The 26,494-nt window shown below is 64.4% G+C and carries 25 protein-coding genes, 2 tRNA genes and 1 other RNA gene; 15 read left to right on the top strand and 13 right to left on the bottom strand.

Annotated features, from left to right (window positions below; all coding sequences use genetic code 11):
• Window position 1: 1 nt before the first annotated feature.
• The 3 genes from J7392_RS19865 to rpmG all read left to right on the top strand — a co-directional run bounded on the left by J7392_RS19865 (window position 2) and on the right by rpmG (window position 1,510).
• The gene (locus J7392_RS19865; RefSeq protein ID WP_209219077.1) at window positions 2-691 is read left to right on the top strand and encodes an N-acetylmuramoyl-L-alanine amidase; all 690 of its coding nucleotides are present in this window, start codon (window positions 2-4) and stop codon (window positions 689-691) included.
• A gap of 11 nt (window positions 692-702) precedes the next feature.
• An RNA gene (rnpB, locus tag J7392_RS19870) (RNase P RNA component class A) lies at window positions 703-1,183 on the top strand.
• A 159-nt stretch (window positions 1,184-1,342) separates the two neighbouring features.
• The gene (gene rpmG / locus J7392_RS19875) at window positions 1,343-1,510 is read left to right on the top strand and encodes a 50S ribosomal protein L33 (RefSeq protein ID WP_007119221.1); all 168 of its coding nucleotides are present in this window, start codon (window positions 1,343-1,345) and stop codon (window positions 1,508-1,510) included.
• 259 nt (window positions 1,511-1,769) lie between these two features.
• Here the strand turns inward: rpmG and J7392_RS19880 are convergent, their stop codons facing one another.
• Window positions 1,770-2,225 (bottom strand): nucleoside deaminase, encoded by a 456-nt coding sequence (locus tag J7392_RS19880; protein WP_209219125.1) that lies wholly within the window; start codon window positions 2,223-2,225, stop codon window positions 1,770-1,772.
• Between the two features lie 62 nt (window positions 2,226-2,287).
• Here J7392_RS19880 and J7392_RS19885 point away from each other — a divergent pair, with 62 nt between their 5' ends.
• The 9 genes from J7392_RS19885 (at window position 2,288) to dtd (ending at window position 10,326) form a co-directional block, all read left to right on the top strand.
• Window positions 2,288-3,382, top strand: a complete 1,095-nt coding sequence (locus tag J7392_RS19885) for a pseudouridine synthase (protein ID WP_247744674.1) — start codon at window positions 2,288-2,290, stop codon at window positions 3,380-3,382.
• Between the two features lie 127 nt (window positions 3,383-3,509).
• A complete protein-coding gene (locus J7392_RS19890) occupies window positions 3,510-3,725 on the top strand; it encodes a hypothetical protein (RefSeq protein ID WP_067267561.1) in 216 nt (71 codons plus the stop codon).
• Between the two features lie 3 nt (window positions 3,726-3,728).
• Complete coding sequence (locus tag J7392_RS19895) at window positions 3,729-4,643, top strand: 5-bromo-4-chloroindolyl phosphate hydrolysis family protein (RefSeq protein WP_209219078.1); 915 nt, start codon at window positions 3,729-3,731, stop codon at window positions 4,641-4,643.
• Entirely contained in the window at window positions 4,643-5,839 is a 1,197-nt protein-coding gene (locus J7392_RS19900) for a toxic anion resistance protein (protein ID WP_209219079.1), read from the top strand. Before J7392_RS19895 ends, J7392_RS19900 begins: the two co-directional genes overlap by 1 nt.
• Before the next feature lie 22 nt (window positions 5,840-5,861).
• Complete coding sequence (locus J7392_RS19905) at window positions 5,862-6,824, top strand: DUF2927 domain-containing protein (RefSeq protein WP_209219080.1); 963 nt, start codon at window positions 5,862-5,864, stop codon at window positions 6,822-6,824.
• Window positions 6,825-6,859: 35 nt separating this feature from the next.
• Window positions 6,860-7,981 (top strand): SPFH domain-containing protein, encoded by a 1,122-nt coding sequence (locus J7392_RS19910; RefSeq protein WP_209219081.1) that lies wholly within the window; start codon window positions 6,860-6,862, stop codon window positions 7,979-7,981.
• 110 nt (window positions 7,982-8,091) lie between these two features.
• Entirely contained in the window at window positions 8,092-9,204 is a 1,113-nt protein-coding gene (locus J7392_RS19915) for a TFIIB-type zinc finger domain-containing protein (protein ID WP_209219082.1), read from the top strand.
• Window positions 9,201-9,878: a nitroreductase gene (locus tag J7392_RS19920; protein WP_209219083.1), complete on the top strand. Its 678-nt coding sequence runs from the start codon at window positions 9,201-9,203 to the stop codon at window positions 9,876-9,878. The genes J7392_RS19915 and J7392_RS19920 overlap by 4 nt, the downstream gene beginning before the upstream one ends.
• A 1-nt stretch (window position 9,879) precedes the next feature.
• Window positions 9,880-10,326, top strand: coding sequence for a D-aminoacyl-tRNA deacylase (dtd, locus tag J7392_RS19925; protein ID WP_209219084.1), 447 nt, complete (start codon window positions 9,880-9,882; stop codon window positions 10,324-10,326).
• Between the two features lie 191 nt (window positions 10,327-10,517).
• Here dtd and J7392_RS19930 read toward each other — a convergent pair whose 3' ends face one another.
• The 5 genes from J7392_RS19930 to J7392_RS19950 all read right to left on the bottom strand — a co-directional run bounded on the left by J7392_RS19930 (window position 10,518) and on the right by J7392_RS19950 (window position 15,339).
• A complete protein-coding gene (locus tag J7392_RS19930) occupies window positions 10,518-10,778 on the bottom strand; it encodes a hypothetical protein (protein WP_209219085.1) in 261 nt (86 codons plus the stop codon).
• Window positions 10,768-11,010 carry a DUF1127 domain-containing protein gene (locus tag J7392_RS19935; protein WP_067267708.1) on the bottom strand — a complete coding sequence of 81 codons (243 nt, stop codon included), beginning with the start codon at window positions 11,008-11,010 and terminating at the stop codon, window positions 10,768-10,770. Before J7392_RS19935 ends, J7392_RS19930 begins: the two co-directional genes overlap by 11 nt.
• Before the next feature lie 260 nt (window positions 11,011-11,270).
• Window positions 11,271-13,151, bottom strand: coding sequence for an acyl-CoA synthetase (locus tag J7392_RS19940; protein WP_209219086.1), 1,881 nt, complete (start codon window positions 13,149-13,151; stop codon window positions 11,271-11,273).
• Window positions 13,152-13,299: 148 nt separating this feature from the next.
• Window positions 13,300-15,111: an ABC transporter transmembrane domain-containing protein gene (locus tag J7392_RS19945; protein WP_209219087.1), complete on the bottom strand. Its 1,812-nt coding sequence runs from the start codon at window positions 15,109-15,111 to the stop codon at window positions 13,300-13,302.
• Window positions 15,112-15,265: 154 nt separating this feature from the next.
• Window positions 15,266-15,339 (bottom strand) — tRNA-Gly (locus J7392_RS19950).
• A 168-nt stretch (window positions 15,340-15,507) separates the two neighbouring features.
• On the opposite strand from J7392_RS19950, the gene J7392_RS19955 reads away from it, so the two are divergent.
• Window positions 15,508-16,449 carry a YihY/virulence factor BrkB family protein gene (locus tag J7392_RS19955; RefSeq protein WP_209219088.1) on the top strand — a complete coding sequence of 314 codons (942 nt, stop codon included), beginning with the start codon at window positions 15,508-15,510 and terminating at the stop codon, window positions 16,447-16,449.
• Here the strand turns inward: J7392_RS19955 and J7392_RS19960 are convergent.
• From J7392_RS19960 to J7392_RS19985, 6 genes are all read right to left on the bottom strand, one after another.
• On the bottom strand, window positions 16,440-17,021 hold the full coding sequence (locus J7392_RS19960; RefSeq protein WP_209219089.1) for a hypothetical protein: 582 nt from the start codon (window positions 17,019-17,021) through the stop codon (window positions 16,440-16,442). The genes J7392_RS19955 and J7392_RS19960 overlap by 10 nt on opposite strands.
• Window positions 17,006-19,258 (bottom strand): molybdopterin cofactor-binding domain-containing protein, encoded by a 2,253-nt coding sequence (locus tag J7392_RS19965; protein WP_209219090.1) that lies wholly within the window; start codon window positions 19,256-19,258, stop codon window positions 17,006-17,008. The genes J7392_RS19960 and J7392_RS19965 overlap by 16 nt, the downstream gene beginning before the upstream one ends.
• Before the next feature lies 1 nt (window position 19,259).
• The gene (locus J7392_RS19970) at window positions 19,260-19,718 is read right to left on the bottom strand and encodes a (2Fe-2S)-binding protein (protein WP_209219091.1); all 459 of its coding nucleotides are present in this window, start codon (window positions 19,716-19,718) and stop codon (window positions 19,260-19,262) included.
• A gap of 126 nt (window positions 19,719-19,844) precedes the next feature.
• The gene (locus tag J7392_RS19975) at window positions 19,845-21,008 is read right to left on the bottom strand and encodes a hypothetical protein (RefSeq protein WP_209219092.1); all 1,164 of its coding nucleotides are present in this window, start codon (window positions 21,006-21,008) and stop codon (window positions 19,845-19,847) included.
• A 94-nt stretch (window positions 21,009-21,102) separates the two neighbouring features.
• A complete protein-coding gene (locus J7392_RS19980) occupies window positions 21,103-22,539 on the bottom strand; it encodes a TolC family outer membrane protein (protein ID WP_209219093.1) in 1,437 nt (478 codons plus the stop codon).
• A gap of 121 nt (window positions 22,540-22,660) precedes the next feature.
• Window positions 22,661-23,314, bottom strand: coding sequence for a methyltransferase domain-containing protein (locus tag J7392_RS19985; protein WP_209219094.1), 654 nt, complete (start codon window positions 23,312-23,314; stop codon window positions 22,661-22,663).
• A 143-nt stretch (window positions 23,315-23,457) separates the two neighbouring features.
• Between J7392_RS19985 and J7392_RS19990 the strand changes: the two genes are divergently transcribed.
• Window positions 23,458-23,531, top strand: a tRNA-Cys gene (locus J7392_RS19990).
• A 110-nt stretch (window positions 23,532-23,641) separates the two neighbouring features.
• Here J7392_RS19990 and J7392_RS19995 read toward each other — a convergent pair.
• Window positions 23,642-25,270 carry an alkaline phosphatase family protein gene (locus J7392_RS19995; RefSeq protein WP_209219095.1) on the bottom strand — a complete coding sequence of 543 codons (1,629 nt, stop codon included), beginning with the start codon at window positions 25,268-25,270 and terminating at the stop codon, window positions 23,642-23,644.
• Between the two features lie 197 nt (window positions 25,271-25,467).
• On the opposite strand from J7392_RS19995, the gene J7392_RS20000 reads away from it, so the two are divergent.
• Complete coding sequence (locus J7392_RS20000) at window positions 25,468-26,490, top strand: NAD-dependent epimerase/dehydratase family protein (RefSeq protein ID WP_209219096.1); 1,023 nt, start codon at window positions 25,468-25,470, stop codon at window positions 26,488-26,490.
• The last annotated feature ends 4 nt before the right edge of the window (window positions 26,491-26,494 follow it).

The raw sequence follows: 26,494 nt of genomic DNA on the forward strand, positions 1-26,494 counted from the left end.
GATGCCTGCCGCGCCTGACGTGACGGCGCATCCCTCGCCCAATTGCGGCCCGCGGCGCGGTGGGCTGCGCCCCCGGCTGATCGTCCTGCATTATACCGCCATGACCAGCGCCCAAGCGGCGCTGGATCGGCTGTGCGACCCCTCCGCCGAAGTCTCGGCCCATTACCTGATTTCAGGGCGCGGAGAGGTCATTCAGATGGTCGAGGAAGAGCAACGCGCCTGGCATGCAGGCGCAGGCGAATGGGCGGGGTTGGACGACATCAACTCACGCTCCATCGGGATCGAGTTGGACAACCGTGGCGATCACCCGTTTTCCGAGCCACAGATGCAGGCGCTCGAAACCCTCCTGCCCGGCATCATGGCCCGCCACGGCATCCCGCCCGAAGGGGTGATCGGCCATTCCTGCATGGCACCGGGCCGCAAGATCGACCCCGGGCCCCGATTCGATTGGGCTCGGCTGGCAGGGCGCGGGCTGGTGCTTCCTGCGGGCGATGGCCCCCTTCCTGACAGCGTAACCACCGCAACTTTCCGCGCCGCTGCGCAGGCCGCAGGCTTCACCGCGCCTTGCGACGATGGCACGCTGCTTGACGCCGTGCGGATGCGTTTCAGGCCATGGGGGCGCGGCCCTCTCACCCCCGCTGACCTCGCCGCCCTGCCCGCCCCCATTGACGCGCCGCGCGGCGGCGTCTAGGGCGGGACTGCGCGGAAGGCTGGATGGCCGCTGCGTCGACTCGCGTCGCATGACCGACGTCCGCTCTCGTCACACGCATGTGTGACATCCGCGGCGTCGCTTTTGCGGGGCAAAAGCGACGTAGAGGAAAGTCCGGACTCCAAGAAGAAACGGTGCCGGGTAACGCCCGGGCGGGGCAACCCGACGGAAAGCGCCACAGAAATGAAACCGCCCTTCGGTCCGGCCTCGCCGGATCAGCCGAGGGGTAAGGGTGAAACGGTGGGGTAAGAGCCCACCGCGGGGCTGGCAACAGTCCCGGCAAGGCAAGCCCCACCGGGAGCAATGCCAAATAGGGACCGCGCGCCGATGACCTTCGGGTCAAAGGCGGGGCTCTTCTGCCCCAGCAGGTCCGGGTTGGCAGCTATAGCCGCATCGGCAACGGTGCGGTCAGAGGAATGGTCATCGCCTGTTTTCGGACAGGTACAAAATCCGGCTTATAGGCCTTCCGCGCATATTCCTGCTCTTTCGAGGCTGAAAGGCAGGTTTTTCGACGAAACCGGCGTCTTTCGGCACCGGGCGGGCAAATAGCGGTTGACTCGGGCGCGGGTCTGACTAGAACCCGAAATTCAGAATTCACGCAGGCCTGCGCGGCGCTGCAGCAGGAGAAGACACATGGCGAAGCCAACCACGATCAAGATCCGCCTGAACTCGTCCGCGGGCACAGGCCATTTCTACGTGACCAAGAAAAACGCACGCACCATGACCGAAAAGATGGTCATCAAGAAGTACGACCCCGTTGCGCGCAAGCACGTGGAATACAAAGAAGGCAAGATCAAGTAAGATCGCCTGACTTTTGAGTTTCAGAGGGCCACGCGGTTTCGCGTGGCTTTTTGCATTGTGCAGGGCTGGATCGCGCCCGACCCGGGGCCGATGGCCGTCTTGCAAAAGGTCCGGTGGACCTTTTGAGGCCAGCGGGTGCTTCAGCACCGGGTGCGCATAGCGCGCCCGCCCTGGGGGCGGGTCGGGCGCGATCCGGACGCGGGGCGTCCGGATAATCGTTGAGACGCCTGAATGCCATCCCCGGTCCGGCGCTGCCCGGCTAGCGGTCTCTCTTCTCGCGGAAAAAACTCACGAGCACCTCTTCCGCCTCTCCCGCCGCGATCCCGTCGAACACCTCGGGCACATGGTGACATTGGGGATGCGAGAACACCCGCGCGCCCTGCGCCACGCCGCCTGATTTGGGGTCCGCCGCGCCGTAATAGAGCCGCTCCACCCGGGCGGCGGCGATGGCACCGGCGCACATGGCGCAGGGCTCCAGCGTGACGTAAAGCGCGTGACCGATCAGCCGTTCCGAGCCAACAGCAGCGCAAGCGGCGCGCAGGGCCAGCATCTCGGCATGGGCAGTTGGGTCATTGCGGGCGCGGGTCTCATTGCCTGCGGCGGAAACGATCTGCCCTTTCGGAGAGACGACCACTGCCCCCACCGGCACTTCGCCGCGCGCGGCGGCGGCGCGGGCCTCGGCCAAGGCCTGTCCCATATACGAGCGAAACTCCATCCCGTCACATGGCCGCAAACGCCACCCTTTCGCAAGCCCGTGAAACAGGGTAAGCGCAGTGTATGAACGCAAAAACGCCCCCCTCCGGCTCCGGCCCGCAAAACTCTGACACCGATGCAAGTGCAGGCACCCCCACCGGCGACCGCATTGCCAAGGTGCTGTCGCGCGCGGGCATCGCCTCGCGCCGCGAGGCCGAGCGCATGATCGAAGCGGGCCGCGTGCGCGTGAACGGGGAGCAGATCACCTCGCCCGCGCTGAACGTGACGCCCGAGGATAAGATCACCGTTGACAACACCCCCGTCGGCGCGCCCGAACCGCCGCGCATGTGGCTGTATCACAAACCTGCCGGACTGGTGACCACCGCCCGCGATGAAAAGGGCCGCGAGACGATCTTTGACGCCCTGCCCGAGGATATGCCCCGCGTGATGACCGTGGGCCGGCTCGACCTCAACTCCGAAGGGCTGTTGCTGCTGACCAATGACGGCGGGGTGAAGCGCAAGCTGGAACTGCCCAGCACCGGATGGCTGCGCCGCTACCGCGCACGGGTGAATGGCCGCCCCACGGATGAGATGCTGGAGCCGCTGCGCAAAGGCATCACCGTTGAGGGCGAGAACTTTCAGCCGATGGACGTGACGCTCGACCGCCAACAAGGGGCCAATGCCTGGCTGACCGTCGGCCTGCGCGAAGGCCGCAATCGCGAGATTCGCCGCGCGATGGAGGCCGTGGGCCTGACCGTGAACCGGCTGATCCGCATCTCCTACGGCCCGTTCCAACTGGGCGAATTGAAGATCGGCGAGGTGGAAGAGCTGCGCCGCAAGGTCGTGCGCGATCAACTAGGGCTCGAGTTGGAAGACCCCAGCGGCACCGCCACCAAGAAACCCACCGGTCTGCGCCGCCCGCCGCGCCGCAAGCCCGGCGGTTTCGGTGGCGCGGGCCAACCGGGCCTGCCCGTGCAACGGGGCGAAGACGACGAACCGCCGCCCCGCCGTGGTGGCGGCAAGGCAAAGAACGCACCGCGTGGCAAGGCCGCGGTGGGCAAGACGGCTGGCAAAGCAGGCGGCAAGGCAAGCGGCAAACCGGGGGCGCGCCCCACGGGGCGGCCGAATGGCAAACCGGGGCCAAAACCCACAGGCCGGGGGCCAAAACCCCGCCGCTGACCCGCCTGCCCCGAGCTGCCCCTGCGCGTTTCCGGAACGCGGCCGACCTGCGTGCGTTGAATAGAGAACGGCAGGCAAGATCAGCGCGAAACCGCTGTCAGAAAAGGGCAATATGGCGCGAATAGTGATGTTTTTGGTGGCCTTGGCCGCGCTCGTGGTTATCATCCTCGGCGCAGCCTCGCTCGTGGGGCGTGCGGCTGACAGTGCCGGCACGGCGTTGCGCCCGATCTGGGGCAGCAAAAGGGGAAACATGATGGCGCCAACAACCTTTCAGAAAATCGCCTTTGGCGCGTTGCTGGTGCTGCTGCTCGGGCTCACCAGCGGTTTTCTCGGAGGGCTTTGACCTATGGCGCAGCGCTTTGGCGGCAAATATAGCCCCGATCCCGACGCCAACCCCGGCAGCGCCCCGCGCAAGACCGCGCGCCTGCGCGTCGATCCGGCGGGCGGTCGGGTGAACCTGATGTTCCTCCCCCCGGTCCTGCTCGCAGCAACCTCGCTCATCGGCGGGGCGGGCACGCTGGTTCTTGGCCTCGGCGGCGCGTTCCTGCTGGCCTCGGGCGTCTGGCTTCTGCGCGATGGCTTGCTGGCCGAGGCGGAATACCACGAGCGCAAAGTCGCCCGCCGCCCCGTCCTACCGCGCAAGATCCTCGCGGCCCTCTTGGCCGGTGCGGGCGCGGCCCTCGCCGCTTATAGCAACGATCCCAGTCTCGCCGCGGCCCTGCTCTATGGCATCGCCGCCACTGCGTTGCACCTCGCCGCCTTCGGCATCGACCCGTTACAGAATAAGGGCATGGAAGGCATCGACACCTTCCAGCAAGACCGCGTCGCCCGCGTGGTGGATGAGGCCGAAAAACTGCTCTCGGGCATGAGCCAAGCGATCCTGCGCGCGGGCGACCGCCGCGCCGAAGCGCGGCTGACAGAGTTTCAAGAAACCGCCCGCCATTTGATCCGCACCGTCGAGGAAGACCCCCGCGACTTGACCGCCGCTCGCAAATACCTTGTCGTCTATCTGCGCGGGGCGCATGATGCGACGGTGAAATTCGCCGACCTCTATGCCCGCAACCAAGACACCCAAGCACGCGATGACTACCTCACCTTGCTGGACGATCTAGATCAGAACTTTGCCGCGCGCACGGCCAAATCGCTGCTGGACGACCGCAGCGATCTAAACGTGGAAATCGACGTGCTGCGGGCGCGCCTCTCTCGTGAGGGGGTCCGACTGGAACAACCCACCCCTGCAAATACTAAGGAAGATCAGTGATGACCGATGCCCTCCGTGACAAAGCTGCCCAATCGCAAGGGTTGGTGGAAGAAGTGAACGCAACCGTCTTGCCCGAACCGGCGGATGCCAATGCCATCGTGCCGCTGAACAAAGCCGATCCCGAACAGAGCGCGGAAATCCAAAAGCGCATGGCCGAGATCGACGTGACCGACACGCAGTCCATCGTCAGTTTCGGCTCTGCCGCGCAGGCCGAGTTGCAAGAGATCAGCCAATCCATGCTGGCGGATGTGCGTAACAAGGATGTCGGCCCCGCGGGCGACAGCCTGCGCACCATGGTCAGCGCGATCCGCGGCTTCTCGGTCTCGGAATTGGACGTGCGGCGCAAGCAAAGCTGGTGGGAGAAACTGCTGGGCCGTGCCACGCCCTTTGCCAAGTTCACCGCTCGGTTCGAAGAGGTGCAAAGCCAGATCGACCGGATCACCGACAACCTGCTGGCGCATGAGCATACGCTGTTGAAAGACATCAAATCGCTCGACCTGCTCTATGAAAAGACGCTGCAATTCTACGACGAACTGGCGCTCTATATCTCTGCTGGGGAGGCCAAGATCGAAGAGTTGGATCACAAGACCATCCCCGCCAAACAGACCGCGCTGGATAAGGCGGGCGAGGACGATCAGGTGATGCGCGCGCAGGAGCTGCGCGATCTGCGTGCCGCCCGCGATGATCTGGAGCGTCGGGTGCATGACCTGAAACTGACGCGGCAGGTCACCATGCAGTCGCTGCCCTCGATCCGTCTGGTGCAGGAGAATGACAAGAGCCTTGTGACCAAGATCAACTCGACCTTGGTCAACACCGTGCCCCTGTGGGAGACGCAATTGGCGCAGGCTGTCACCATCCAGCGCAGCGGTGAGGCGGCCAATGCGGTACGCGAGGCCAATGACCTGACCAATGAATTGCTCACCTCCAACGCGAAGAACCTGCGCGACAGCAACAAGGTGATCCGTCAGGAGATGGAGCGCGGCGTCTTCGACATCGAGGCGGTGAAACAGGCCAATGAAGACCTGATCGGCACCATTGAGGAATCCCTGCAAATCGCGGATGAGGGCAAGGCGAAACGCGCCAATGCCGAGAAAGAGTTGCAGGAGATGGAAGGCCGCCTGCGCGACACGCTCGCCGCCGCCAAGGCCCGCGAAACGGGGTTGGGCGACACCACCGGCAACGCGGTGCCAAGCTAAGACCGACGTGAGGGAACAGGCCATGCAAGGACGTCTGCGCAGAAATCTGCGCGCCGCAGGGACGCTGGCGCTGAGCACGCTGCTCTTGGCCTGCGCCGAGCCTGCGCCCGTCTTGCAAAAGGTCGCCAAACCGCAGGCCCGCCCTGCCGCCGCCACCCCTTCCCCGGCGGCGGTGGCGAAACCGACCTCGCAGAAAAGCGCCATGCTGCGCAGCTATCTGCATCAGGTCGAAAAGGCGCAGTTGGGCCAAGATCTGCTGCGCCAAGACGGGGGCGGGGAGGACACGCCCTTTACCAGCGAAATGCTGGCGCGCAATTTCGAGCAGATCGCGCTATATAACGAATATGACGGCAATTTCTCAGGCCAAGGCGGTGCCAGCCCGCTGCGCCGTTGGGATGCGCCGGTGCGGATGCAAATCATCTTTGGCGACAGCGTGCCGCCCTCGCAGCGCCGGTCCGACACCGCCAAGATCAGTGCCTTCGCCCGCCGTTTGGGGCGGGTGACCGGGCATTCGGTCTCGATCGGCGACAGGCCGAATTTCATGGTGGTCGTGGCCTCGGAAGATGACCGGGTCGATGCACTGGCCCAAGCGGCGGAAGAGGTCGCGGGCGTCAGCAAATCCTCACTCCGGGCCATGCGCAACATGCGCCGCGACACCTATTGCGCCGTGGCCGCCTATGCCGCGGGGGACAACCCCAATGTCTATACCGCCGCCGTGGCCGTGATCCGCTCGGAAAACCCCGAATTGCTGCGGCTTTCCTGCATTCACGAGGAATTGGCGCAGGGCTTGGGCCTTGCCAATGACAGCCCCGCCGCGCGACCGTCGATCTTCAATGACGACGACGAATTCGCCCTGCTCACCAAACATGACGAACTCCTGCTCAAGATGCTCTACGACCGGCGCCTGCGCCCCGGCATGACGGCAGAGCAGGTCAACCCGATCACCCGGATCATCGCGCGCGAGTTGACGGACGGGCCGGTGTAACGCAGCATTACGACGAAAGAATAAGGACCATCTCCATGGGCATTTTCGATTTCCTTTCTGGCCAGTTCATCGACGTCATCCATTGGACCGATGACACCCGCGACACGATGGTTTGGCGGTTCGAGCGTGAGGGCCATGAGATCAAATACGGCGCCAAGCTGACAGTGCGTGAGGGGCAAGCGGCGGTTTTTGTGCATGAGGGGCAGTTGGCGGATGTCTTCACCCCCGGTCTCTATATGCTTGAGACCAACAACATGCCGATCATGACGACCCTGCAGCACTGGGATCACGGCTTTCGCAGCCCGTTCAAATCCGAGATCTATTTCGTCAATACGACCCGCTTCAACGACCTGAAATGGGGCACCAAGAACCCGATCATCGCCCGCGACCCAGAGTTTGGCCCCGTGCGCCTGCGCGCCTATGGCACCTATTCGGTGCGGGTGAGCGACCCCGCGAAATTCCTGACCGAGATTGTCGGCACCGATGGTGAGTTCACCATGGACGAAATCTCGTTCCAGATCCGCAACATCATTGTTCAGGCTTTCTCGCGCACGCTTGCCTCCTCCGGCATTCCGGTGCTCGACATGGCCGCCAACACGCGCGAGTTGGGGCAGTTGGTGGGCAAGGATATCGCCGCCCAGATTGCGGAATACGGGCTGGCGATGCCCGAGCTTTACATCGAAAACATCTCCCTCCCGCCCGCGGTCGAGGCGGTGATGGACAAGCGCACTTCGATGGGCGTGGTCGGCAACCTCAACGAATACATGCAATTCCAAGCGGCTGAGGCGCTTGGCCGCGAAGGTGCGGGCGGGGCCGCGATGCAAACGGGCCTCGGCGCGGGGCTGGGGATGAGCATGGCCCAAGCCGCCACCGCGCAGGCTGGCCCCTGGGGCGCGCGCCCTGCCCCCACCGCCGCCGCACCGGTGCCGCCGCCCCCGCCGCCGGTCGAAAAGGTCTGGCATATCGCTAAGGACGGCGCGACCTCAGGCCCGTTTTCCAAGGCCGCCATGGGGCGCAAGGCGAGTGAGGGCAGCCTTACCCGCGATTCTCTGGTTTGGACGCCGGGCCAAGATGGCTGGCAGCGGGCCGAGGATGTGGCCGAATTGGCGCAGCTTTTCACCGTGATGCCCCCGCCACCGCCGCCGCCCCCGGCCTGATCCGCAGGCGCGTGGGCCCACGCCCTTCGCGCGCGCCCCGCCCGTGGCCTCTCAGGTCCACGGGCCACCCCCATCCGCTCCGCCGCGATTGACCTTGCAAAGCACCCCTTATGTCCGCCACCGATCTGCCCCCCGCCGCCCCGCTTGAAGAGCACCGTTTCCCCTGTGACACCTGCGGGTCGGACATGCGCTTTGACCCGGCGCAGGCGGTGCTGATCTGCGATCACTGCGGCAATGTGGAACCGATCGACGGCAGCGGTCGCCACGCCCATGCCATCGCCGAACAGGACTTTCGCGCCGGATTGCAGGCCGCCCTGCCCGCAGCCGAGATGGAAGAAACCCGCGTCACCACCTGCCCCAACTGCGCGGCGCAGGTGGAATTCGAGCCCGGCAAACACGCCGCCGAATGCCCTTTCTGCGCGACGCCCGTGGTGATCGACACCGGCACCAACCGCCATATCAAACCGCGCGCCGTGCTGCCCTTCGCCCTGCCCGAAGAGCGCGCCCGCGACGCGATGAAAGACTGGCTCGGAAGCCTTTGGTTCGCCCCCAACGGGCTGCAACAATATGCCCGCAAGGGCCGCCGGATGCAGGGCATCTATGTGCCCTTCTGGACCTATGACGCACAGACCGCCTCTAGTTATCGCGGGGAGCGTGGAACCGTCTATTACGTCACCCGTACCGTCATGCGCGATGGCAAGCGGGTGCAGCAGCAGGTGCCGAAAATCCGCTGGCGGGCCGCTTCGGGGCGGGTGGCACGCTTCTTTGACGATGTGCTGGTGCTGGCCTCCCGGTCGCTGCCCAAGAAACACACCGACGCGCTGCACCCTTGGGACCTCTCCGCGCTGGAGCCCTATGCGCCCGAATACCTCGCCGGTTTCCGGGCCGAGGCTTACGGCATTACGCTGGAGGAAGGCTTTGTTCAGGCCCGCGCCCATATGGACCGGGTGATCGAGCGGGACGTGAAGTTCGACATCGGCGGCGACCGCCAGCGGGTGCATGACATCAATACCCAAGTCAGCGATGTGACCTTCAAGCATATCCTGCTGCCGGTCTGGCTCGCTGCCTATAAATACCGCGGCAAGACCTACCGTTTCGTGGTGAACGGCCATTCCGGCAAGGTGCAGGGCGAACGCCCCTATTCCGCCGTCAAAATCACCTTTGCCGTGGTGCTGGGGCTGATCGCCGCCGCCATCGTCGGCTATTTCATGGCCCAGCAATGACCCAGAGCTACGAGCAGTTCACCGACCTCTTGCAGGCGCGCTATTCCTGCCGCGCCTTTCGGCCCGATCCCGTCCCCAAAGAGAGCATCACTCAGATCGTCAGCGCCGCGCGCCATGTGCCCTCGTGGTGCAATGCGCAGCCATGGCAGGTGACCATTACGCGCGGCGCGGGCACCGATGCCTTTCGCGCAGCCCTCCTGGAAGCCGCCAGCGCCGACACCCCGGTCGCGCCGGACCTGCCATGGCCCACGGGCTACTCCGGCGCCTATGCCGAACGCCGCCGCACCTGTGGCTTCCAGCTTTACGACGCGGTGGGCATCGCCAAATCCGACCGCGCCGCGCGTCAGGCGCAGATGCTGCGCAACTACGCGCTTTTCGACGCGCCGCATGTGGCCATCGTGACCGCCCCGGCCGAGCTTGGCCCCTATGGCGCGATGGACTGCGGCGGCTTCGTCACCGCCTTCACCCTCGCCGCGACGGCGCTTGGCGTGGCCAGCATCCCGCAAGCCGCCATTGCCGCCTATGCGCCCTTGGTACGCGAGACGCTGGCGTTACCCGAAGATCGGCTGGTGCTCTGCGCGATCTCCTTCGGCTATGCCGATGAGACGCACCCCGCGAACGCCTTTCGCACCGAGCGGGCCGCCCCTTCTGACATCATCGATTGGAAAGACTGACATGCGCGCATTGCTGCAACGGGTGACCGAGGCTTCGGTCACGGTTGAGGGTGAGGTTATCGGAGAGATCGGCCCCGGCCTGCTGATCCTCGTCTGCGCCATGCCCGAGGACATCGAAGAAACCGCCGAGAAACTGGCCTTGAAGATCTCCAAACTGCGGCTGTTCAAGGATGACGGCGGCAAGATGAACCTGAGCCTTGCCCAGACCGGCGGCAGCGCTTTGGTGGTGAGCCAATTCACCCTCGCCGCCGATACCGCGCGCGGCAACCGCCCCGGCTTTTCCGGCGCAGCGAAGCCCGAGATGGCCGAGGCGCTCTATTCCCATTTCGCCCGCAGCCTCGCCGGGCTCGAGATCCCCGTGCAGACCGGACAGTTCGGCGCGGATATGGCCGTGGCGCTGGTCAACGATGGGCCGGTGACCCTCTGGCTCGATAGCGCAGCGCCCTGATAATTCATTGGAAAGCATGGGCCGGCAAGCTTGGGAGGAGGTAAGCTTGCCGGCCGGTATAACGGGTCCGGGAGGAGGAGGACCGTTAATATGCGGTGTCAGATCAACCCGGGAAGGAGCGGGGTCCGGCACCTGACAATGCAGCGCGTAAGGCGCGACATTGATGGCTGAAGGTCTAAAAGCGCAGTGGCTTAGAGACCGTCGTATTCTTCGGTCACCAGCGCTTGGGCGTGCTGGGGAATTTGGTTGCGGTCGATGCCCGCACGCTCAAGCTGCGCGTCGCTCATGCTGTTGAGGACGGCTTGCATCCGCGAGATCTGCATCTGGGTGACGCCACGCGCCAGCAGGTTGCCGACTTTGCCCGCAGCGGTGCCGAGCGCACCGAGAACCGGAGCGGATGCATCACGCAGGGAGAAACCGTGGGGGGCGGATAGGGTGTTGTCATACTTCATAGGTCTGTTCCTTTGAAAGTTCTTCCGACGCCACACGCCGGATCTCGCACCGTGCGATGCCGATATCGGACAGTTCGCGATCGCTCAGTACGTTGAGTTCTGTGAAAGTTCGGTTGTAAGCTGCGCGCCGGGCTTTGATCTGGGCCACGCGACGGCGCATGCCGTCAACGCTGTGATGAAGCCCATCGAGCGCGGAGCTCAGGGTAGTGCCACGTGAGATTGCCATCGTCATAAGCGCAACTCCTTTCAGAATGCTGCAAGTGCATTATCAATGCTGCAATGCAGAAGTAGTACGCTCTGACCCTATTTTGAACCCGCAGAATTTGCATAGGCGCTATGCCCGAAACGAAAGGCCGGGGGCTAACTACAGGTAAACAGCCTAAAATTTTTGCGCCGATACACAGGAAATGTGCATCGGCGCAACGCAGCGGGGCTGCAATCAGGGGATTTGGGGACGGGCGGCGGCGTGCTGCCCTTCCTTGCGTGAGTCGTTTAGCTGACCGGTTCCCAAGGGCGCGTGTAGACGCTGAGTACCTTTGACACCTCGTCATGGGTCGCGTCGTTCATCGTGACCTGCGCCACCAACCCGCGCTTCTTGTCGTCCACCACCTCGGTTACCCGCGCGGCACAGCCCGCCATTTCAAGGCTGCCGTTATAGACCCGCGTGATCGCGTCCTTGCGCAAATCGGGTTTGAAGATCTTGCCGACAGCCGTCTTGGGCAGCTCGTCCATGATCTTGAGGTGCTTGGGCTGGGCTGCGCGTTCGGCAACATGCTCACGCGCATAGGCCAGCAGTTCCTCTTCGGTGACATTGGCACCCTCAACGAGTTCGACAAAGGCGCAGGGCACCTCGCCCGCGTGGGGGTCGGGCTGGCCGATGGCACCCGCAAAGGCGACGGCCTCATGGCCCAGCAGCGCCTCTTCGATCTCGGCGGGGTCAATGTTGTGGCCGCCGCGAATGATCAGGTCTTTGGCGCGGCCCGTGATCCAGATATAGCCATCGCTGTCGATCCGGCCCAGATCGCCGGTGCGCAGGTATTTGCCGTGGTAGAAGAGGTCTATGTTCTTGTCTTCCTCGACATAGGTATGGCCCGAAAAGACGCCGGGGTTCGAGACGCAGATCTCGCCAATCTCATCCGTCTCCGCGTCGATCGGCCCGTCGACGGTGCCCTTGATGATCCGCACGTCCGAATAGGGGAAGGCGATACCGATGGAGCCGACCTTCTTGATGCCGTCCGTCGGGTTGCAAGAGACAAGGCAGGTCGCCTCGGTCAGGCCATAGCCTTCGACCAGCGTGACGCCCGTGGCCTTCTCAAACCGGCGGAAGAGTTCCAGCGGCAGCGGGGCGGAGCCGGAGAAGGCGGTTTTCACCGTGCTGACATCCGCATCGATTGGGCGCTGCATCTTGGCCGAAATCGCCGTCGGCACGGTGATGATAAAGGTGATCTTCCACCGCTCGACCAGCTTCCAGAAGTTGTCAAAGACACCATCCCCGCGATAGCCCTGCGGCGTTGGAAAGACCACATGCGCGCCCGACGAGACGGCAGCCATCAGGATCACATGGCAGGCAAAGACGTGGAACAGCGGCAGCGGACACATGATATTGTCCTGCTCGCTAAACAACAGCCGATGCCCCAGCCAACCGTTGTAGATCAACCCCGAATACTTGTGCTGCGCCACCTTTGGCATCCCGGTCGTGCCGCCGGTGTGGAAATAGCAGGCAACGCGATCCTCTTGCACATCCTCGAAATTGAGTGAGGTGTTTTGCTTCGCGATCTCCGCGTTGAAGTTGAGGTATTTGGCTTGGTTGTTCGCCATCCCCTTGGGCCGCACCAGCGGGACGATCCAGCTTTTCGGCGGGGTGAGATAGCGCACCAGATCAACTTCGAGCACCGTGTGCACCTTGGGCGCAAGCCGCACCGCTTCGGCGGTCTTTTGTGCTACATCGGTTTTGGGGAAAGGCCGCAGGGTGACGACAACGGAAGCGCCCACTTCGCGCAGGATGGCACCGATCTGTTCGGCGTCGAGCAGCGGGTTGATCGGGTTCACGATCCCGGCAACGGCACCGCCCAGCAGGGTGATCGTCGTCTCGTTACAGTTCGGCAGCACATAGGCCACCACGTCTTTCTCGCCCACGCCAAGGCTGCGGAACAGGTTCGCGGCCTGCGTCACACGGCCATGCAACTCTTTCCAGCTCAGCGTTTCGGCCTTGTCTTTGGGGCCTGAGAATATCTGATAGCTGACGGCGTTGTGGCTGGGGAATTTCGCGGCCGTATTGCTCAGCATTCCATAAAGCGTCTTGGCCACGTCGCGGTCTTCCCACGGCATTTCCGCCGCGATGGCATTGCGGTCTTCGATCCCGGCGAATGTCATGGTGTCTCCTCCCCTGTGCCGGTGTTCCGGCTTATTCTCCTCGCGCCAGATTGCGGCGAAACGCGCCGTTTCGCAAGCAATCGGCGGCAACAAACGCAACGTCACACTAGGGTGACGTAACGCCGGGGTTGCACTGTTCAAGGGCGGCTCAGGCCGCGGCGGCGGCCCCATCGGTGAACTGAAGACGCGCCAGACGCGCATAAAGCCCGTCACTTGCGACCAATTCGGCATGGGTCCCGATGGCCGCGATGCGCCCGGCCTCCATCACCACGATGCGGTCGGCCTTTTTCACGGTGGCCAGACGGTGCGCCACGATCAGCGTCGTGCGATCCGCGCTCAGCCGGTCGACGGCGGCCTGCACCAGACCTTCGCTCTCGGAATCCAGCGCCGAGGTCGCCTCGTCCAACAGCAGCACCGGCGCGTCGCGCAGGATGGCGCGGGCGATGGCGATGCGTTGTTTCTGCCCGCCCGACAGCATCACGCCGCGTTCACCCAGATAACTGTCATAGCCATCGGGCAGCGCCGTGATGAAGTCATGCGCGGCGGCGGCGCGGGCGGCTTCCTCGACCTCTGCGTCACTGGCATCGGGGCGTCCGAAACGGATGTTCTCAGCCGCCGTGGCGGCAAAGATCACCGGGTCTTGCGGCACCAGCGCCACCGAACGGCGGAAGTGGTCCCGCGCCACGTCGCGCAGGTCGACCCCATCCAAGGTGATCCGCCCCGACTGCGGGTCATAAAAGCGCAGGATCATCTGGATGATCGTGGTCTTCCCCGCGCCCGAGGGGCCGACAAAGGCCACCGTCTCACCGGGGTTGATCTCAAGGTCGACGCCATCCAGTGCCGCCACATCGGGGCGCGCGGGATAGGTGAACTGCACGTTCTCAAAGGCGATCCGCCCCGCGACAGGCTGCGGCAGGCTGCTCTGGCTTGCGGGCGCCGGGTCTTGCACCGTGTCCTCGCTTTGCAACAGGTCGATCAACCGCTCCGTGGCCCCTGCGGCGCGCTGCAACTCGCCCCAGATCTCTGACAGAGCGGCGACCGCGCCCGCGACCATGACCGCATAGATCACGAATTGCACCAGCGCGCCCGCGCTCATCACATCGGCCCGCACGTCACGCGCGCCGATCCACAGCACGCCCACCACACCCGCGAAGACCAGAAAGATCACGATCATCGTCATCACGGCGCGGGTCTTGATCCGGCGCTGAGCGGCATCGAAAGAGGCTTCGGTCATCTGCGCGAATTGGCCCCGGCTTGCGGCCTCATGGGTAAAGGCCTGCACCGTTTGCACCGCGCCCAACGTCTCAGAAGCGTTGCCCGAACTTGCCGCGATCCAATCTTGGTTCTCGCGGCTCAGCACCCGCAGGCGGCGGCCCAGCGTCAGGATGGGGATCACCACGGCGGGCACGATCAGCAGCACCAGCCCGGTCAATTTGGCCGAGGTCAGCAGCATCAGCCCCAAGCCGCCCACGAAGATCAGCAGGTTGCGCAGCGCGATTGAAACCGAGGAGCCGATCACCGAGAGGATCAGCGTCGTGTCGGTGGTGATCCGGCTGAGCACTTCGCCGGTCATGATACGCTCATAAAAGGCCGGACTCATGCCCACGACACGGTCGAACACCGCGCGCCGGATATCGGCCACCACCCGTTCGCCCAGCCGTGTCACCAGCGCATAGCGCAGCCCGGTGCCAAGGGCGAGCAGCCCCGCGATCAAGAGCGCGGCGATGAAATAGAGGTCGAGCAATTCGCTCTCCCCCGTGCCGAAATTGTCGATCACCCGCCGCACCGCCAAGGGCAAAGTGAGCGAGATCATCGCGGTCAGCACCAGCGCCGCCCCGGCGGCGGCCATCAACCACCGATAGGGCGCCATGAAGGGCATCAGCGCCGCCAAAGCCCCGATCCGCCGCGACTTTTCGCGTTCGTCTTTGGCGCTTGGTGCGGGGGCTGGGGTGCGTGCCATGGGCTTTCCTTTGTCTTTCCACATCGGTCATGGCGCGGGGGCTGGGCGGGGTCAAGCAAGACCGCCCCGATGAGGACAATCTGCCGCCCCCGACAGACAGCGGCGGGCGCATCTATCCCGCGCGGCGGCGGTCACGAAAGCTTCGGGGAAAGAGTGGAGCGGGCGACGGGAATCGAACCCGTATCATCAGCTTGGAAGGCTGAGGTCTTACCATTACACAACGCCCGCGCTACGGCTCCTCTCCTATTTTATCGCTCCCTGAGCGTCAAGTGGAGCGATGCCCCTTTGGCAAGATCAATCACATGAGCCTGCTCTCGCCTGTGGCCGGTCATCAAGGTGGCAGCCCGGCCCAAGGGGCACTAGCTTAGCCTCACGGGATGAAAACGAGGCATTGGAATGGACGCCAGACCGGCCCAAGACCAAAAGCGCGAGGTCGTCATGACCCACGGTGTTCTCAGCGAGGACCCCGAGGATCTGTTTCACGGCACCGGGCTGCGGGTGGTGCGGGCCGTCCTGCACGAGGCGGTGCTGCGGCTGTGGAGCGATGATGCTTTCGGCATGGCCGGAAACGTGGCCTTTCGCGCGCTTCTGGCGATTTTTCCGTTTCTGATTTTCACCAGTTCGCTCACCGCCTTTGTCGGCGACCGGTCGATGGCCGATGACCTGATCCACTTCCTGATCGCCATCGTCCCCCCTGCCCTGATCGAGCCGATCGTGTCGGAGGTGGAAAAGGTCATGACCGTGCCGCGCGGCGATCTGCTGAGCGTGGGTATCCTGCTGACCGTTTGGTTCGCCGTGGGCGGAGTCGATGGGGTGCGCGTGGGGTTAAACCGCGCCTATGGGCTGCGCGAGACCCGGTCGGTCTTCACGATCTACGCGGTGCAGGTGGCCATGGTGCTGCTGGCGAGCCTGATCCTCGTGATCGTGGGGTACCTGTTGGTGCTGGCCCCCCGGGCCGGGTCTTGGCTGCATATGTTGATGCCGGGTTTCGATCCGCGTTCGGTCACCGTGGGGCTGGTCCGTTTTCCCGCCTCGGCGACGATCCTGCTGGTTGCGCTTTTTGCCGCCCATGTGATCCTGCCCGCACGGCGGACGCGGTTTAACAACATCTGGCCCGGGGTTGTGGCCACCGCCGCCGCTTGGACGGTGCTGGCGATGCTGTTTTCATCCTACCTGCGCAGCTTTGGCACCTATGCCAGCTATTACGCAGGTATGGCAGGGATTATCGCGGCGCTCTACTTCATGTATCTCGCGGCACTGGTGCTGATCTTTGGCGGAGAGTTGAACCGCGCGTTGCGCATCCGCAGACTGGCCCGGGCGATGAGCGATCAGCCCTGATCCCCTTCGCAGGGCGCGCCCGCAGCGCCCCAGACCGTCACATCATGCACCAGCGCATCAAGCGACCCTTTGGGCACCGACCGTCCCGCACCGGGGGCGAACCCCCAGTTCACGAAGGCCGAGTTTTGCAGGTGGTCGACCAATGAGGCGATGTCATGCCCGTCGTTGGTCTCAGGGTCGCGCAACTGGGTGCAGACCTCTGCCGAGGTCTTGCCGAGCCACGCCAATTCCACCGGAGGCAGCCGCCAAGCATCGTCGATATGCGGTGGGGCATGGGGCACCGTGTTCGCGGCGGCAGAGGTGACGTGGCAGGCGTCGCAAGGAATGCTCTCGGCCCCGATCCGGCTCTCGCCCGCGCGCACATTCATGCCGTGCACCGCCTCCGGCCCATAGCCCAATGCCTGCCACATCGGCTGCCCCTCATCGCCCACATGGCAGTTGGTGCAGCGCGGATGCGCGGTAACGGTAAAGATCCGCTCCCACGCGGCCAGCCCCTCCGCCCGGTCTGGCGCATCCTGCGCTACTGCGGGGGCGGCCAGCATCAGCGCGGCACAGGTCAGGAGGTACTCCATGCGAAATCCACGGATTTGGAGAGGGGGAGTTCACGGATACGCTGACCCGTGGCGGCAAAGATCGCATTGGCCAGCGCAGGCGCGGCAGGTGGCACGCCCGGCTCACCGATGCCGCGCAGCTTGCCGCCATTCTCTAGCCCACGCACCTCGATCTTGGGCGTCTGGTACAGCCGCAGCCCTTCGTAGAGGTGATAGTTATCCTGCTGCGGCACCCCGTCGCGATAGGTAAGCTCGCAGTTCATCGCATGGCCCAAACCCCAGATCACCGCGCCGGAGAGTTGCGCCTCGAAGTTCACCGGGTCCATCACGCGGCCCACTTCGGCGGCAACGAAAACGCGGTCGATCTTGAGGCCCGCATCGGTCTGGCTGACCTCGACCACCTCGGCCACCGGCACGCCGAAGGACAGGCAAAACGCCAGCCCCCGGCCCCGCCCCGGCCCAAGGTCCGCGCCCCAATCCGACATCTCGCCCACGGCCTCCAACACCCCGCGCGAGGGCGCATGGGTGCAAAGCCGCAACCGTTCCTCCAACGGATCGACACCTGCGGCATGGCACATCTCATCCATGAAGCTTTCGTGCAGAAACCCATTGCCCGACGCCCCGACCGACCGCCACGAACTGACCGGCACCATCGCCGGCACCCGGTGGCCGGTGACGCGGTAATCGGGAATCGCGAAGGGCTGATCCCACGCGCCCGCCACGATGGCGATGTCGGGGCCAAAAACCGGCTGGTTCAGCCGCGCCATCTGCGATTCCGCCGTCGAAGGTGCCGCGATGGCCAGATCATAGGCGGCGATCTGCCCGTCCGAGACCTTACCACGCGCCCGCGCCATAGCCAGCGGGCGGGGGAAGTCATGGGTGAAATCTTCCTCGCGCGACCAGACCATCTTGATCGGCGTGCCGGGCAGTTGCATCGCCACTTCGACGGCGCGCAGGGTATAGTCATCCTCAAGCCGCCGCCCGAAACTGCCGCCTGACATCAGCACATGGATATGCACATTCTCAGCGTCGATCCCGGTGAGCGCGGCCACATTGGCCTGCATGAAACGCGGGATTTGCGTGCCGGTCCAGATATCGACGCGGGCCTTCTCCAGCTTCACCACCACGCTCATCGGCTCCAGCGGGGCATGGGCCAGATAGGGGATGCGGTACTCGGCCTCCAACACCTCCCCATCGGCCAGTGCTGCGGTGACATCACCGTCATCGCGAAACCGGCTGTCCTGCCGGTCATCGGTGAAGGAGGCCGCCACGGCTTTGAATTGATCCGCCGTGTCGCCGATATAGGGCGACGGGCCCCAGTCACACTTCACCGCCTGCGCGGCCTGAAAAGCCCGCCACGTATTGTCAGCCACCACGGCGACACCGCCGGTGATGGGCAAGACCGCCTTCACGCCGCGCATCTTTTCGGCGCGGCCCGCGTCAAAGCCCATGATCGCCCCGCCCTGCGCCGGGTTGGTGCGGGTCGTGGCGTGAAGCATCCCCTCCATCACCATGTCGATGCCATAGGTCTGGGTGCCAGTGGATTTGGCCATGATATCGGTGCGCATCTGCGTCTTGCCAAGGTGCCGCCACGCGCCGGGGTCGCGCAGTGTGACCTCGGTCACCGGGTCGATCTCCGCCGCGGCGGCGGCGAGGTCTTGATAGGCCAGCCGCATGCCGTCGGGCAGCACCACCGCGCCCGCCTCGGTCTTGAGTTGGCTCCGCTCCAGCCCGGTTTGCGCCACGGCGGCGGCCAGCAGGGTTTCGCGGGCCACGGCCCCGGCCATGCGCAGCCGGTCGTACATATCCGGCACGGTCGAACTGCCGCCGGTCAATTGCAGGCCGAGCAGCTTTCCCGCCACATCCGAGGCGCCGCGCCCGGTCCGCGCCAGCAGCGTTTCCGAGGTCGCGGCAATCGGCATCGCCTCAACCCCGACCACGCCGTTGTAATAGACCGGCGAGGGCGGGCCGGGCGTGATCTGCACCGTATCGAGGTCGACATCCAATTCCTCGGCGATCATATGGGCTTGGATCGAATAGGCCCCCTGCCCCACATCGGCGCGCGGGGTGATCAGGGTGACGCCACTTGCATCAATCTTGACGTAGGGCGTGATCGCCGCCGCACCGGGCGGCAAGCCTTCGAGCAGCGGATTCTTCAGGTCACGTTTGTACAGATAGGTGCCAAAGGCCACGCCCCCGGCAATGGCGGCGGAGCCAACGATGAAACTGCGGCGGGTGATGGTGCGCAGGCGCGACATGTCAGCCCCCCCGCAGCCGCGCGGCGGCGCTGTGAACAGCGGCGCGAATGCGCGGATAGGTGCCGCAGCGGCAGAGGTTCCCGCTCATCGCGGCGTCGATCTGATCGTCGGTCGGCTCGGGGTTCAGCTCCAGAAAAGAGGCCGCCTGCATGATCTGCCCCGATTGGCAGTAACCGCATTGCGCGACCTGATGCTCCACCCATGCCGCCTGCACCACATGCAGCGCTTCGGGCGTGCCCAAGCCTTCGATGGTGGTGACATCGCCGTTCACATCCGCCGCCCGCAATTGACAAGACCGCACGGCCAGCCCATCGACATGCACCGTGCAGGCACCGCATTGCGCAATGCCGCAGCCATATTTCGGCCCGGTGATCCCCAACTCGTCGCGCAAAACCCAGAGCAGCGGCATGTCGTCTTCCACGTCAACCTCGTGGACCGTGCCGTTAACCGTCAATTCCATCGGTGATCCTTCCGCGCTGGTGCCCCCCAATGTAGCGGGCAGCGCCTATCGCGCAAGACCGCGCGAAGTGGGTCGCGCAGCGTCATCTTGGCGGGGCAGACATGGCGGCGGGTGCCGCCGCTTCGCCTATTCGAGGTCTTGCGCCGTCAGCGCGCGGTGAATTTCGCGGCGGACCAATTTGCGCACATTGCGGGTGATCCGCTCTCCCAAGGCACCCTGAAGCTCGGCGCGGACGATCTCGGTCACCATGTCGCGCAGTGCTTCCTCGTCGAGGAACTGATCCTCACCCGCGCCGCCCGCCTCCTGCGCGGGGGCGGCATAGTCGAATTCCGGCGCGGTGGCGGCAGGATCGGCCACACGCGGGCCACTGTCAGCAAAACGGCGCACCTGCTCTTCGAGCTGCGGTGTCGTGGGCTGCGGGCGGCTTGGGACGGGCGTCTCAGCCTCTACAGTCGCCGTATCGGCAATCGGGGCCTCTGGCGCGTCAAGCTCCGCATCGTCTTTCCACTCCATCGCCGGAGGTTCGGTGCCGGAATAGTCATTATCGCCGGGCGCGTCCGGATCCCAATCGTCAGAGATCTTGCCGATGGCCGTCTCAAGCGCCGCCAGTTTGTCACTGCGGCTGGCCCCGGTCGCCTTAGCCACCGCGTCGGAAACGGCGCGGGCCCGGGCCTCATCCGCGGTCTCAGACGCGGGGGTGCGATAGTCTTCGGCATGCAGATCGCTCGGATCGTCATGCAGCATGTCATAGTCCAAGGGCGAGACCTTGGCCGGATCAACGGCAGCGGCCTTTGGGCGATCCTCGCCATCGGACGTGGCGACCCTGAGCGCGGGGGTCAGCACCAAACGGTCGCTCGACGCCGCGGGAGCCTTCTCGGCAGGCGGGGTCGCGGGGTGACGGGCCGAGACGAATGGACGCTCTGCCTCATCGACACTGTCTTCCGCTTCGGTCTGCATGGCTTGGGTCAGGCTCAGCGGCTGCGGCGTGGCTTTGGGTGTTTCACCGACGCCCTCGTCAGAAGCGGGACGCGCCATGCCGCCCGAGGCTGTGCGCAGCGACAGGTGCGGGGTGAAATCCTCGGACGTGACGCTGTCCGATGTCGGCTCGCCCAATGCGGCGCCCCGCATGCTCTTGAACGCGGCCCCGGTGTCATTTGCAGAATCGGCAGCCTCCGGCTTGGAAACCGGCGTAGGATTGGACGTTTGCAGGGGACGCTTGTCTTCGGACACCAATCGGCGAATCGACGACAGGACGTCTTCCACCTCCGCGTTTGTGACGGGTTCGGACATATTTCTCTACCACTCTTGCCTCGCGGATAGCTTAACCGCGTGGGAGGATTCTCACAATGGGGCGGTGCAAAATGCCAAACGACCGTGCAAAATGTCAGTCTTTTTGCAGCGCGCGCAGCACCCGATCCAGCGCTTGGCCCTCTTTCGAGTATTTAGCAGGGGCGTCCTTAACAAGGTTGTAATAGGCCCCCGCGTCATAGATCTGCACCGGCAGTTTCAAGTCCTGCGCGGTCAGACGGCCCGTGGCCGCCAGCACGGAATAGGCCGCCACATAGAGGTTGGCGCGGGCCGACACGCGGGTCGATTCCGCATCCAGCAGCGATTGCTCTGCATCCAGCACGTCCAAGGTGGTGCGCGCGCCGAGTGTGGCTTCCTCGCGGACGCCGCGGAAGGCGATACGCGCCGCGCGGATCTGGCGGTCGGAAGCCTCCAACTGCGCCCGTGCCGAAGACAGTGAGGCATAGGCGTTGCCCACTTCCTGCTCGACATCTTGGCGCACCACATGCAGGTTCGCGCGCTGCGCGTCCCGCTGCGCCATCGCGCTGCGCACGGCCGAGGACAGCGCCCCGCCCTGATAAATGGTCTGTCCGACCTCGACCCCGACGCTGCCGCTGCGGGTATAGGCTTCGCTGTCAAAGGTCTCGTTCAGACCATATTGCCCGTTCAGCGTGATCCGCGGGCCCATGGCCGCCTCATTGGCTTCGACGCTGAGGTCGGCCGCCGCCACCTGATGCTGTGCGGCGATGATCGACGGGTGAGTGCGCACGGCCAAAGCCTTGGCCGAGGCGAGATTGCCGCCGACATTCGGCAGGCTCGGCGGTTGGCTAAGGTTGCCCGGGGCATGGCCCACGGCATTGCGATATTCCTCGACCGCGCGCAGCAGCACGCCTTCGGCGCCCGCCAGCCCGCTGCGGGCATTGGCAAGCTGCGCTTCGGCCAAGGCCACATCGGTGCGGGTAACTTCGCCCACGTCGAAACGATCCCGCGCGGCGCGCAGCTCTTGGGTCAGCAGCCGCAGGTTATTGTTGCGCAGCTCAACCGTTTCCGAGGCTTCGATCACGCCCATATAGGCCGCAACCGCGCGCAGCAGTACCTGCTGCTCTAGGTTGACCAAAGTCTGGCGGGTGGCCAGAACGGCCTCTTTCGCCGCCTCCACCCGATAGGCGCTCGCGCCGAAATCATAGAGCAGCAGTTCGCCAATCAGGCTGATCGACGCCTTGAGGCTTTCCGTCGACTGCGCCGGCAGAAGAGAGGAACTGCGCGTAGTGCCAAAGCTCTGCGTCAGCCCGGCGGCCCACCGCAACACGGGTTTCAGCGCCGATTTCGCCGCGGCCACATCCTCATCGGCGGCACGCAAAAGCGCGCGGTTCTGCTCCAGCAGACCGGAATGCTCATAGGCCCCCACCAGCGCATCGGCCAATGTCTCGGCGGTAGCCACACGCGGCAGGGCAGCGCCGCTGGCGAGGACAAGGCTCACCGGCACGGCGATGGCAAAACGTTTGAGGGATTTCGTGAAACTGTTCGCGCTCATGGCTCAATGCCCCTGAATGGCTTTTTTAGACCTTTGGACCGGCCCGTAGGCCGATCGGGGCGGGAGCCCCTCCCCTGAAAGCGAAGTGGCGCGCGGTATGATCGGCGCGCCATCCTGTCGCTTACAGCTGGAATTCTGCCTGACGTTCAAAGCCACGCAGCACCGGCGCACCGGCGTTGAATTCGGGCCGCCAAGACACCTGACCGCCGCGTTTATAGCCCACGCGCACCTCGCCCAGACCCCGATCCATAAAGAGACAAGCGATCCGCCCGCCCTCTTTCACCTGTTCCACCAGCGCTTCGGGCAGCTCACCCACCGCACCTTGGACGATGACAACATCATAGGGCCCATGCTGCGGCGCGCCTTCGGTCAGCGAGGCGACATGGACGATCACATTGTCTGCACCCGCCTGCGCCAGCGCCTCTTGCGCCTCGGCGGCCATGGCTTCGTCTTCCTCAACGGCGACGACGGCCTCGGCCATATGCGCGATCACGGCGCTGGAATAGCCCATGGCGCAGCCGATATCGAGCACGAGTTCCTCATTGGTGATGTCGAGGTGGTCGAGCATCTTGGCCAATGTCCGCGGGTCGAGCAGCACCCGGTCCTGCCCCAGATCGAGGTTTTCACCCAGATAGGCAGCCTCGCGCTGTGCCGCCGGCACGAAGTCTTCGCGCTGCACGGTCAGCATCGCGTCGATGATTGGAAACTTGGTCACATCCGAAGGACGAACCTGCGTATCTACCATGGTTACGCGGCGGGCGGCGAAATCACTCATCAGCTAAACTCATTCGTTCAGGGTGTCTGAAGAGTGATGTGCCACATTGCCGGGCCAGCGGCAACGCCCTGACCGCATTTTCGCGCGCATATGGGACTTGCGGCCCCCTTCGTGATCCGTTAGCAGTGCGCCAACCACCGGTCGGCGAGTTGGCGGAGTGGTTACGCAGCGGATTGCAAATCCGTGTACACCGGTTCGATTCCGGTACTCGCCTCCAATCCCCGACATAAGCGGCTACGCGATACCGCCGCCCCGGTGAAACCACTATGCGCGCGCTCCTCTTAAAAGCCGCCCAGGCCCCCTCGTCATCAACGGCGCGGCCATGTCTCACCCCCCACCACCTTTCCCCGCCGCCGCCAAAACCTCGCGCAACTCATCCTCATTCCGGTAGCCGATTAGAATACCCGCCGTCGCCTCGCCCATCGTGGCATCGCTGGCTGCGATCTTGGCGTCGGAGATGGTGGTGCGCTGAGCGGTGCGGCGCGTCCAGCGAAACAGCAGTCGCTCTAGCCGGGCGCGCTCAGGCGCATGGGCGGGGTCGGCCCCCAGATCGTCCAACTCGTCGGGGTCGCTTTCAAGATCGAACAGCATCGGGCGGAACCCTTCGGCAAAAACGTATTTCCACCGCCCGTCGAAGAGCATCGTCAGCTTGGCGTCCTTCACCTCGACCCCCAAGCGTTTGCGCACGTCGCGCTGCGCGTAGTCGTATTCCGAGACCACGCAATCGCGCAGCCGCTCGGCCTTGCCATGCAGCAGCGGCAAGAGGGATCGGCCTTCGATGATATGCGGCACGGCGGCGCCGCCGAAATAATCAAGAATGGTGGGCACCACGTCGATCGCCTCGACCAGTGCCGAGGATTTTGCCCCGCGGGTCGCATCGGCCTCGGGGCGGGGATCGACGACGATCATCGGGATGCGCGCGGAGGGGTCGTGAAAAAGCTCCTTCTCCCCCATCCAGTGGTCGCCAAGGTAATCGCCGTGATCCGAGGTGAAGACAATCATCGTATCATCCGCGACCCCCTCTTCGGTGAGAAACGCCATCAGCCGGCCGATCTGGTCGTCGAGCTGTTTGATCAGCCCCATATAGGCAGTCAGAACCCGGCCTCGGGTGGCATCATCGGAAAAGGCTTGAGAGACGCGCTCTTGCATGAATGCGCCATAGACGGGATGCGGATCGCGCTTTTCCGCCGCGCTGCGCACCGGGTCCAAATGGCTCTCGGGCCCGTAGAGATCATGGTAGGGCGCGGGGACGATATAGGGCCAATGCGGTTTGATATAGCTCAGGTGCAGGCACCACGGCTCATCGCCGGCCTCGCGGATGAAATCCATGGCGCGGCCCGTGATATAGGGCGTCTCGCTCTCCTCATCCGCGGCGCGGGCCGGTTTGTCGGCGTGGTCCAGAAACCAGCCGCTCAGGATATTGCCCTCTGCGTCCTCGGCACTGTTGGCGACGGAATGCCAGGGGTTCTCATCCTGCCAGCCGCGGTCCTTCATATGCGCGTCATAGGCGGGGTTGCGGGCGTAGGGCCCGCCAGCGGGGTGCAGCCCGTCGTCCCGCTCATAGGGTTCGAACCCGCATTCCGAAATCAGCACGCCAATCTCGCTTTCGGGCGACAGGCCAAGGCGGCGCAGCCCTTCGATATCGGCGGCCATATGGGTCTTGCCGCAAAGCGCCGTGCGCACACCCAAGGGGCGCAGGTGGTCGCCCAGCGTCATCTCCCCCACTTTCAGCGGGATGCCATTCCAAGTCGACCCATGCGAGCTGACATAGCGGCCCGTGTAGAACGACATGCGCGAGGGGCCGCAAATCGGCGATTGCACATAGGCGCGGTCAAAAAGCACCCCGCGCGCGGCCAACGCATCGATATGCGGCGTGTGCAGATGCGGATGGCCAGTGCAGGAGAGGTAATCCCAGCGAAGCTGGTCACACATGATGAAAAGAACGTTCTTGGGCATGGGCCGCTTTCCCTGTGATGGTCCTTCGCGCGCCCTGCCCGCGAAGCGTTTCGTCCTGCCGCGACTTGATTTTGGCCCGCCTGACAGTGCTTTGCAGTTTCCGGCCCAAATTTAACCAAATTTTTAGCATTCACGGCCCAACCTTCACCAGGACGATGGGAAAGGCAACTCAAGCCGCGCAAAGCGAGGATGCCAGAATGGACAGCACGCAAAGGATACTTGTCACCGGCACGGGCGGTTTCATCGGCTTTCACCTTGCCCGGCTGTTGCTGGCCGAAGGCGCGCGGGTGCAGGGCTATGATGGGATGACCGATTACTACGACGTCGCCCTGAAACAACGCCGCCATGCGATGCTGCTTCAGCATGAGCATTTCACCACCAAAGAAGCCCTGCTGGAAGACCGTGAGACCTTTGACGCGCTGGTCGATGACTTTGCCCCCGACATGATCGTGCACCTTGCCGCACATGCAGGCGTGCGCCACAGCATCGACCACCCCCGCGCCTTTCTGGAGGCGAATATCACTGGCACCTTCAACGTGATGGAGGCTGCTCGGCGGTTGGAGGTGAAACACCTGCTCATGGCCTCCTCCTCGTCAATCTACGGCGCCAATACCGATATGCCTTTCGCCGAGACCGGGGCCACCGACCGGCCCCTGTCGATCTACGCCGCCACGAAAAAGGCGAATGAGGGGATGGCCCATGCCTATGCCCATCTCTGGGGTCTGCCGACGACGATGTTTCGGTTCTTCACCGTCTACGGGCCTTGGGGGCGGCCCGACCTTGCGTTGAGCAAATTCGTCGACGCGATCCTCGACGGGCGCCCGATCGATATATACAATCACGGCGAGATGTACCGCGATTTCACCTGTGTCGACGATCTGGTGCGCGCCATTCGACTGCTGATGGATTGCGTCCCGCCGCAACCGGGCACGGCGCCACCGCCGCCGGACTGGGATTCGCTCTCCACCGCGGCCCCCTACCGCGTGGTGAATATCGGCAATTCCGAAAAGGTACGCCTGCTGGATTTCGTCGGGGCGATCGAAGCCGCGCTCGGCAAACGGGCGGTCCGCAATTACATGGGGATGCAGATGGGTGACGCCCCCGCCACATGGGCCGATGCGACGCTGCTACACCGGCTTACCGGCTATCGCCCGCAAACAGACATTCACGAAGGCATCGCGCGTTCCGTCGCTTGGTTTCGGGATTATCACGGCAGATAGCCGC

Source organism: Sulfitobacter sp. R18_1, assembly GCF_017743915.1.
Taxonomy (GTDB): Bacteria; Pseudomonadota; Alphaproteobacteria; order Rhodobacterales; family Rhodobacteraceae; genus Sulfitobacter; species Sulfitobacter faviae.

Bases quoted from the DNA above. Each gene is read 5' to 3' on its own strand.
- J7392_RS19865 (WP_209219077.1), top strand. From the start codon at position 2: ATGCCTGCCGCGCCTGACGTGACGGCGCATCCCTCGCCCAATTGCGGC.
- rpmG (WP_007119221.1), top strand. From the start codon at position 1,343: ATGGCGAAGCCAACCACGATCAAGATCCGCCTGAACTCGTCCGCGGGC.
- J7392_RS19880 (WP_209219125.1), bottom strand. From the start codon at position 2,225: ATGGAGTTTCGCTCGTATATGGGACAGGCCTTGGCCGAGGCCCGCGCC.
- J7392_RS19885 (WP_247744674.1), top strand. From the start codon at position 2,288: ATGAACGCAAAAACGCCCCCCTCCGGCTCCGGCCCGCAAAACTCTGAC.
- J7392_RS19890 (WP_067267561.1), top strand. From the start codon at position 3,510: ATGTTTTTGGTGGCCTTGGCCGCGCTCGTGGTTATCATCCTCGGCGCA.
- J7392_RS19895 (WP_209219078.1), top strand. From the start codon at position 3,729: ATGGCGCAGCGCTTTGGCGGCAAATATAGCCCCGATCCCGACGCCAAC.
- J7392_RS19900 (WP_209219079.1), top strand. From the start codon at position 4,643: ATGACCGATGCCCTCCGTGACAAAGCTGCCCAATCGCAAGGGTTGGTG.
- J7392_RS19905 (WP_209219080.1), top strand. From the start codon at position 5,862: ATGCAAGGACGTCTGCGCAGAAATCTGCGCGCCGCAGGGACGCTGGCG.
- J7392_RS19910 (WP_209219081.1), top strand. From the start codon at position 6,860: ATGGGCATTTTCGATTTCCTTTCTGGCCAGTTCATCGACGTCATCCAT.
- J7392_RS19915 (WP_209219082.1), top strand. From the start codon at position 8,092: ATGTCCGCCACCGATCTGCCCCCCGCCGCCCCGCTTGAAGAGCACCGT.
- J7392_RS19920 (WP_209219083.1), top strand. From the start codon at position 9,201: ATGACCCAGAGCTACGAGCAGTTCACCGACCTCTTGCAGGCGCGCTAT.
- dtd (WP_209219084.1), top strand. From the start codon at position 9,880: ATGCGCGCATTGCTGCAACGGGTGACCGAGGCTTCGGTCACGGTTGAG.
- J7392_RS19930 (WP_209219085.1), bottom strand. From the start codon at position 10,778: ATGAAGTATGACAACACCCTATCCGCCCCCCACGGTTTCTCCCTGCGT.
- J7392_RS19935 (WP_067267708.1), bottom strand. From the start codon at position 11,010: ATGACGATGGCAATCTCACGTGGCACTACCCTGAGCTCCGCGCTCGAT.
- J7392_RS19940 (WP_209219086.1), bottom strand. From the start codon at position 13,151: ATGACATTCGCCGGGATCGAAGACCGCAATGCCATCGCGGCGGAAATG.
- J7392_RS19945 (WP_209219087.1), bottom strand. From the start codon at position 15,111: ATGGCACGCACCCCAGCCCCCGCACCAAGCGCCAAAGACGAACGCGAA.
- J7392_RS19955 (WP_209219088.1), top strand. From the start codon at position 15,508: ATGGACGCCAGACCGGCCCAAGACCAAAAGCGCGAGGTCGTCATGACC.
- J7392_RS19960 (WP_209219089.1), bottom strand. From the start codon at position 17,021: ATGGAGTACCTCCTGACCTGTGCCGCGCTGATGCTGGCCGCCCCCGCA.
- J7392_RS19965 (WP_209219090.1), bottom strand. From the start codon at position 19,258: ATGTCGCGCCTGCGCACCATCACCCGCCGCAGTTTCATCGTTGGCTCC.
- J7392_RS19970 (WP_209219091.1), bottom strand. From the start codon at position 19,718: ATGGAATTGACGGTTAACGGCACGGTCCACGAGGTTGACGTGGAAGAC.
- J7392_RS19975 (WP_209219092.1), bottom strand. From the start codon at position 21,008: ATGTCCGAACCCGTCACAAACGCGGAGGTGGAAGACGTCCTGTCGTCG.
- J7392_RS19980 (WP_209219093.1), bottom strand. From the start codon at position 22,539: ATGAGCGCGAACAGTTTCACGAAATCCCTCAAACGTTTTGCCATCGCC.
- J7392_RS19985 (WP_209219094.1), bottom strand. From the start codon at position 23,314: ATGAGTGATTTCGCCGCCCGCCGCGTAACCATGGTAGATACGCAGGTT.
- J7392_RS19995 (WP_209219095.1), bottom strand. From the start codon at position 25,270: ATGCCCAAGAACGTTCTTTTCATCATGTGTGACCAGCTTCGCTGGGAT.
- J7392_RS20000 (WP_209219096.1), top strand. From the start codon at position 25,468: ATGGACAGCACGCAAAGGATACTTGTCACCGGCACGGGCGGTTTCATC.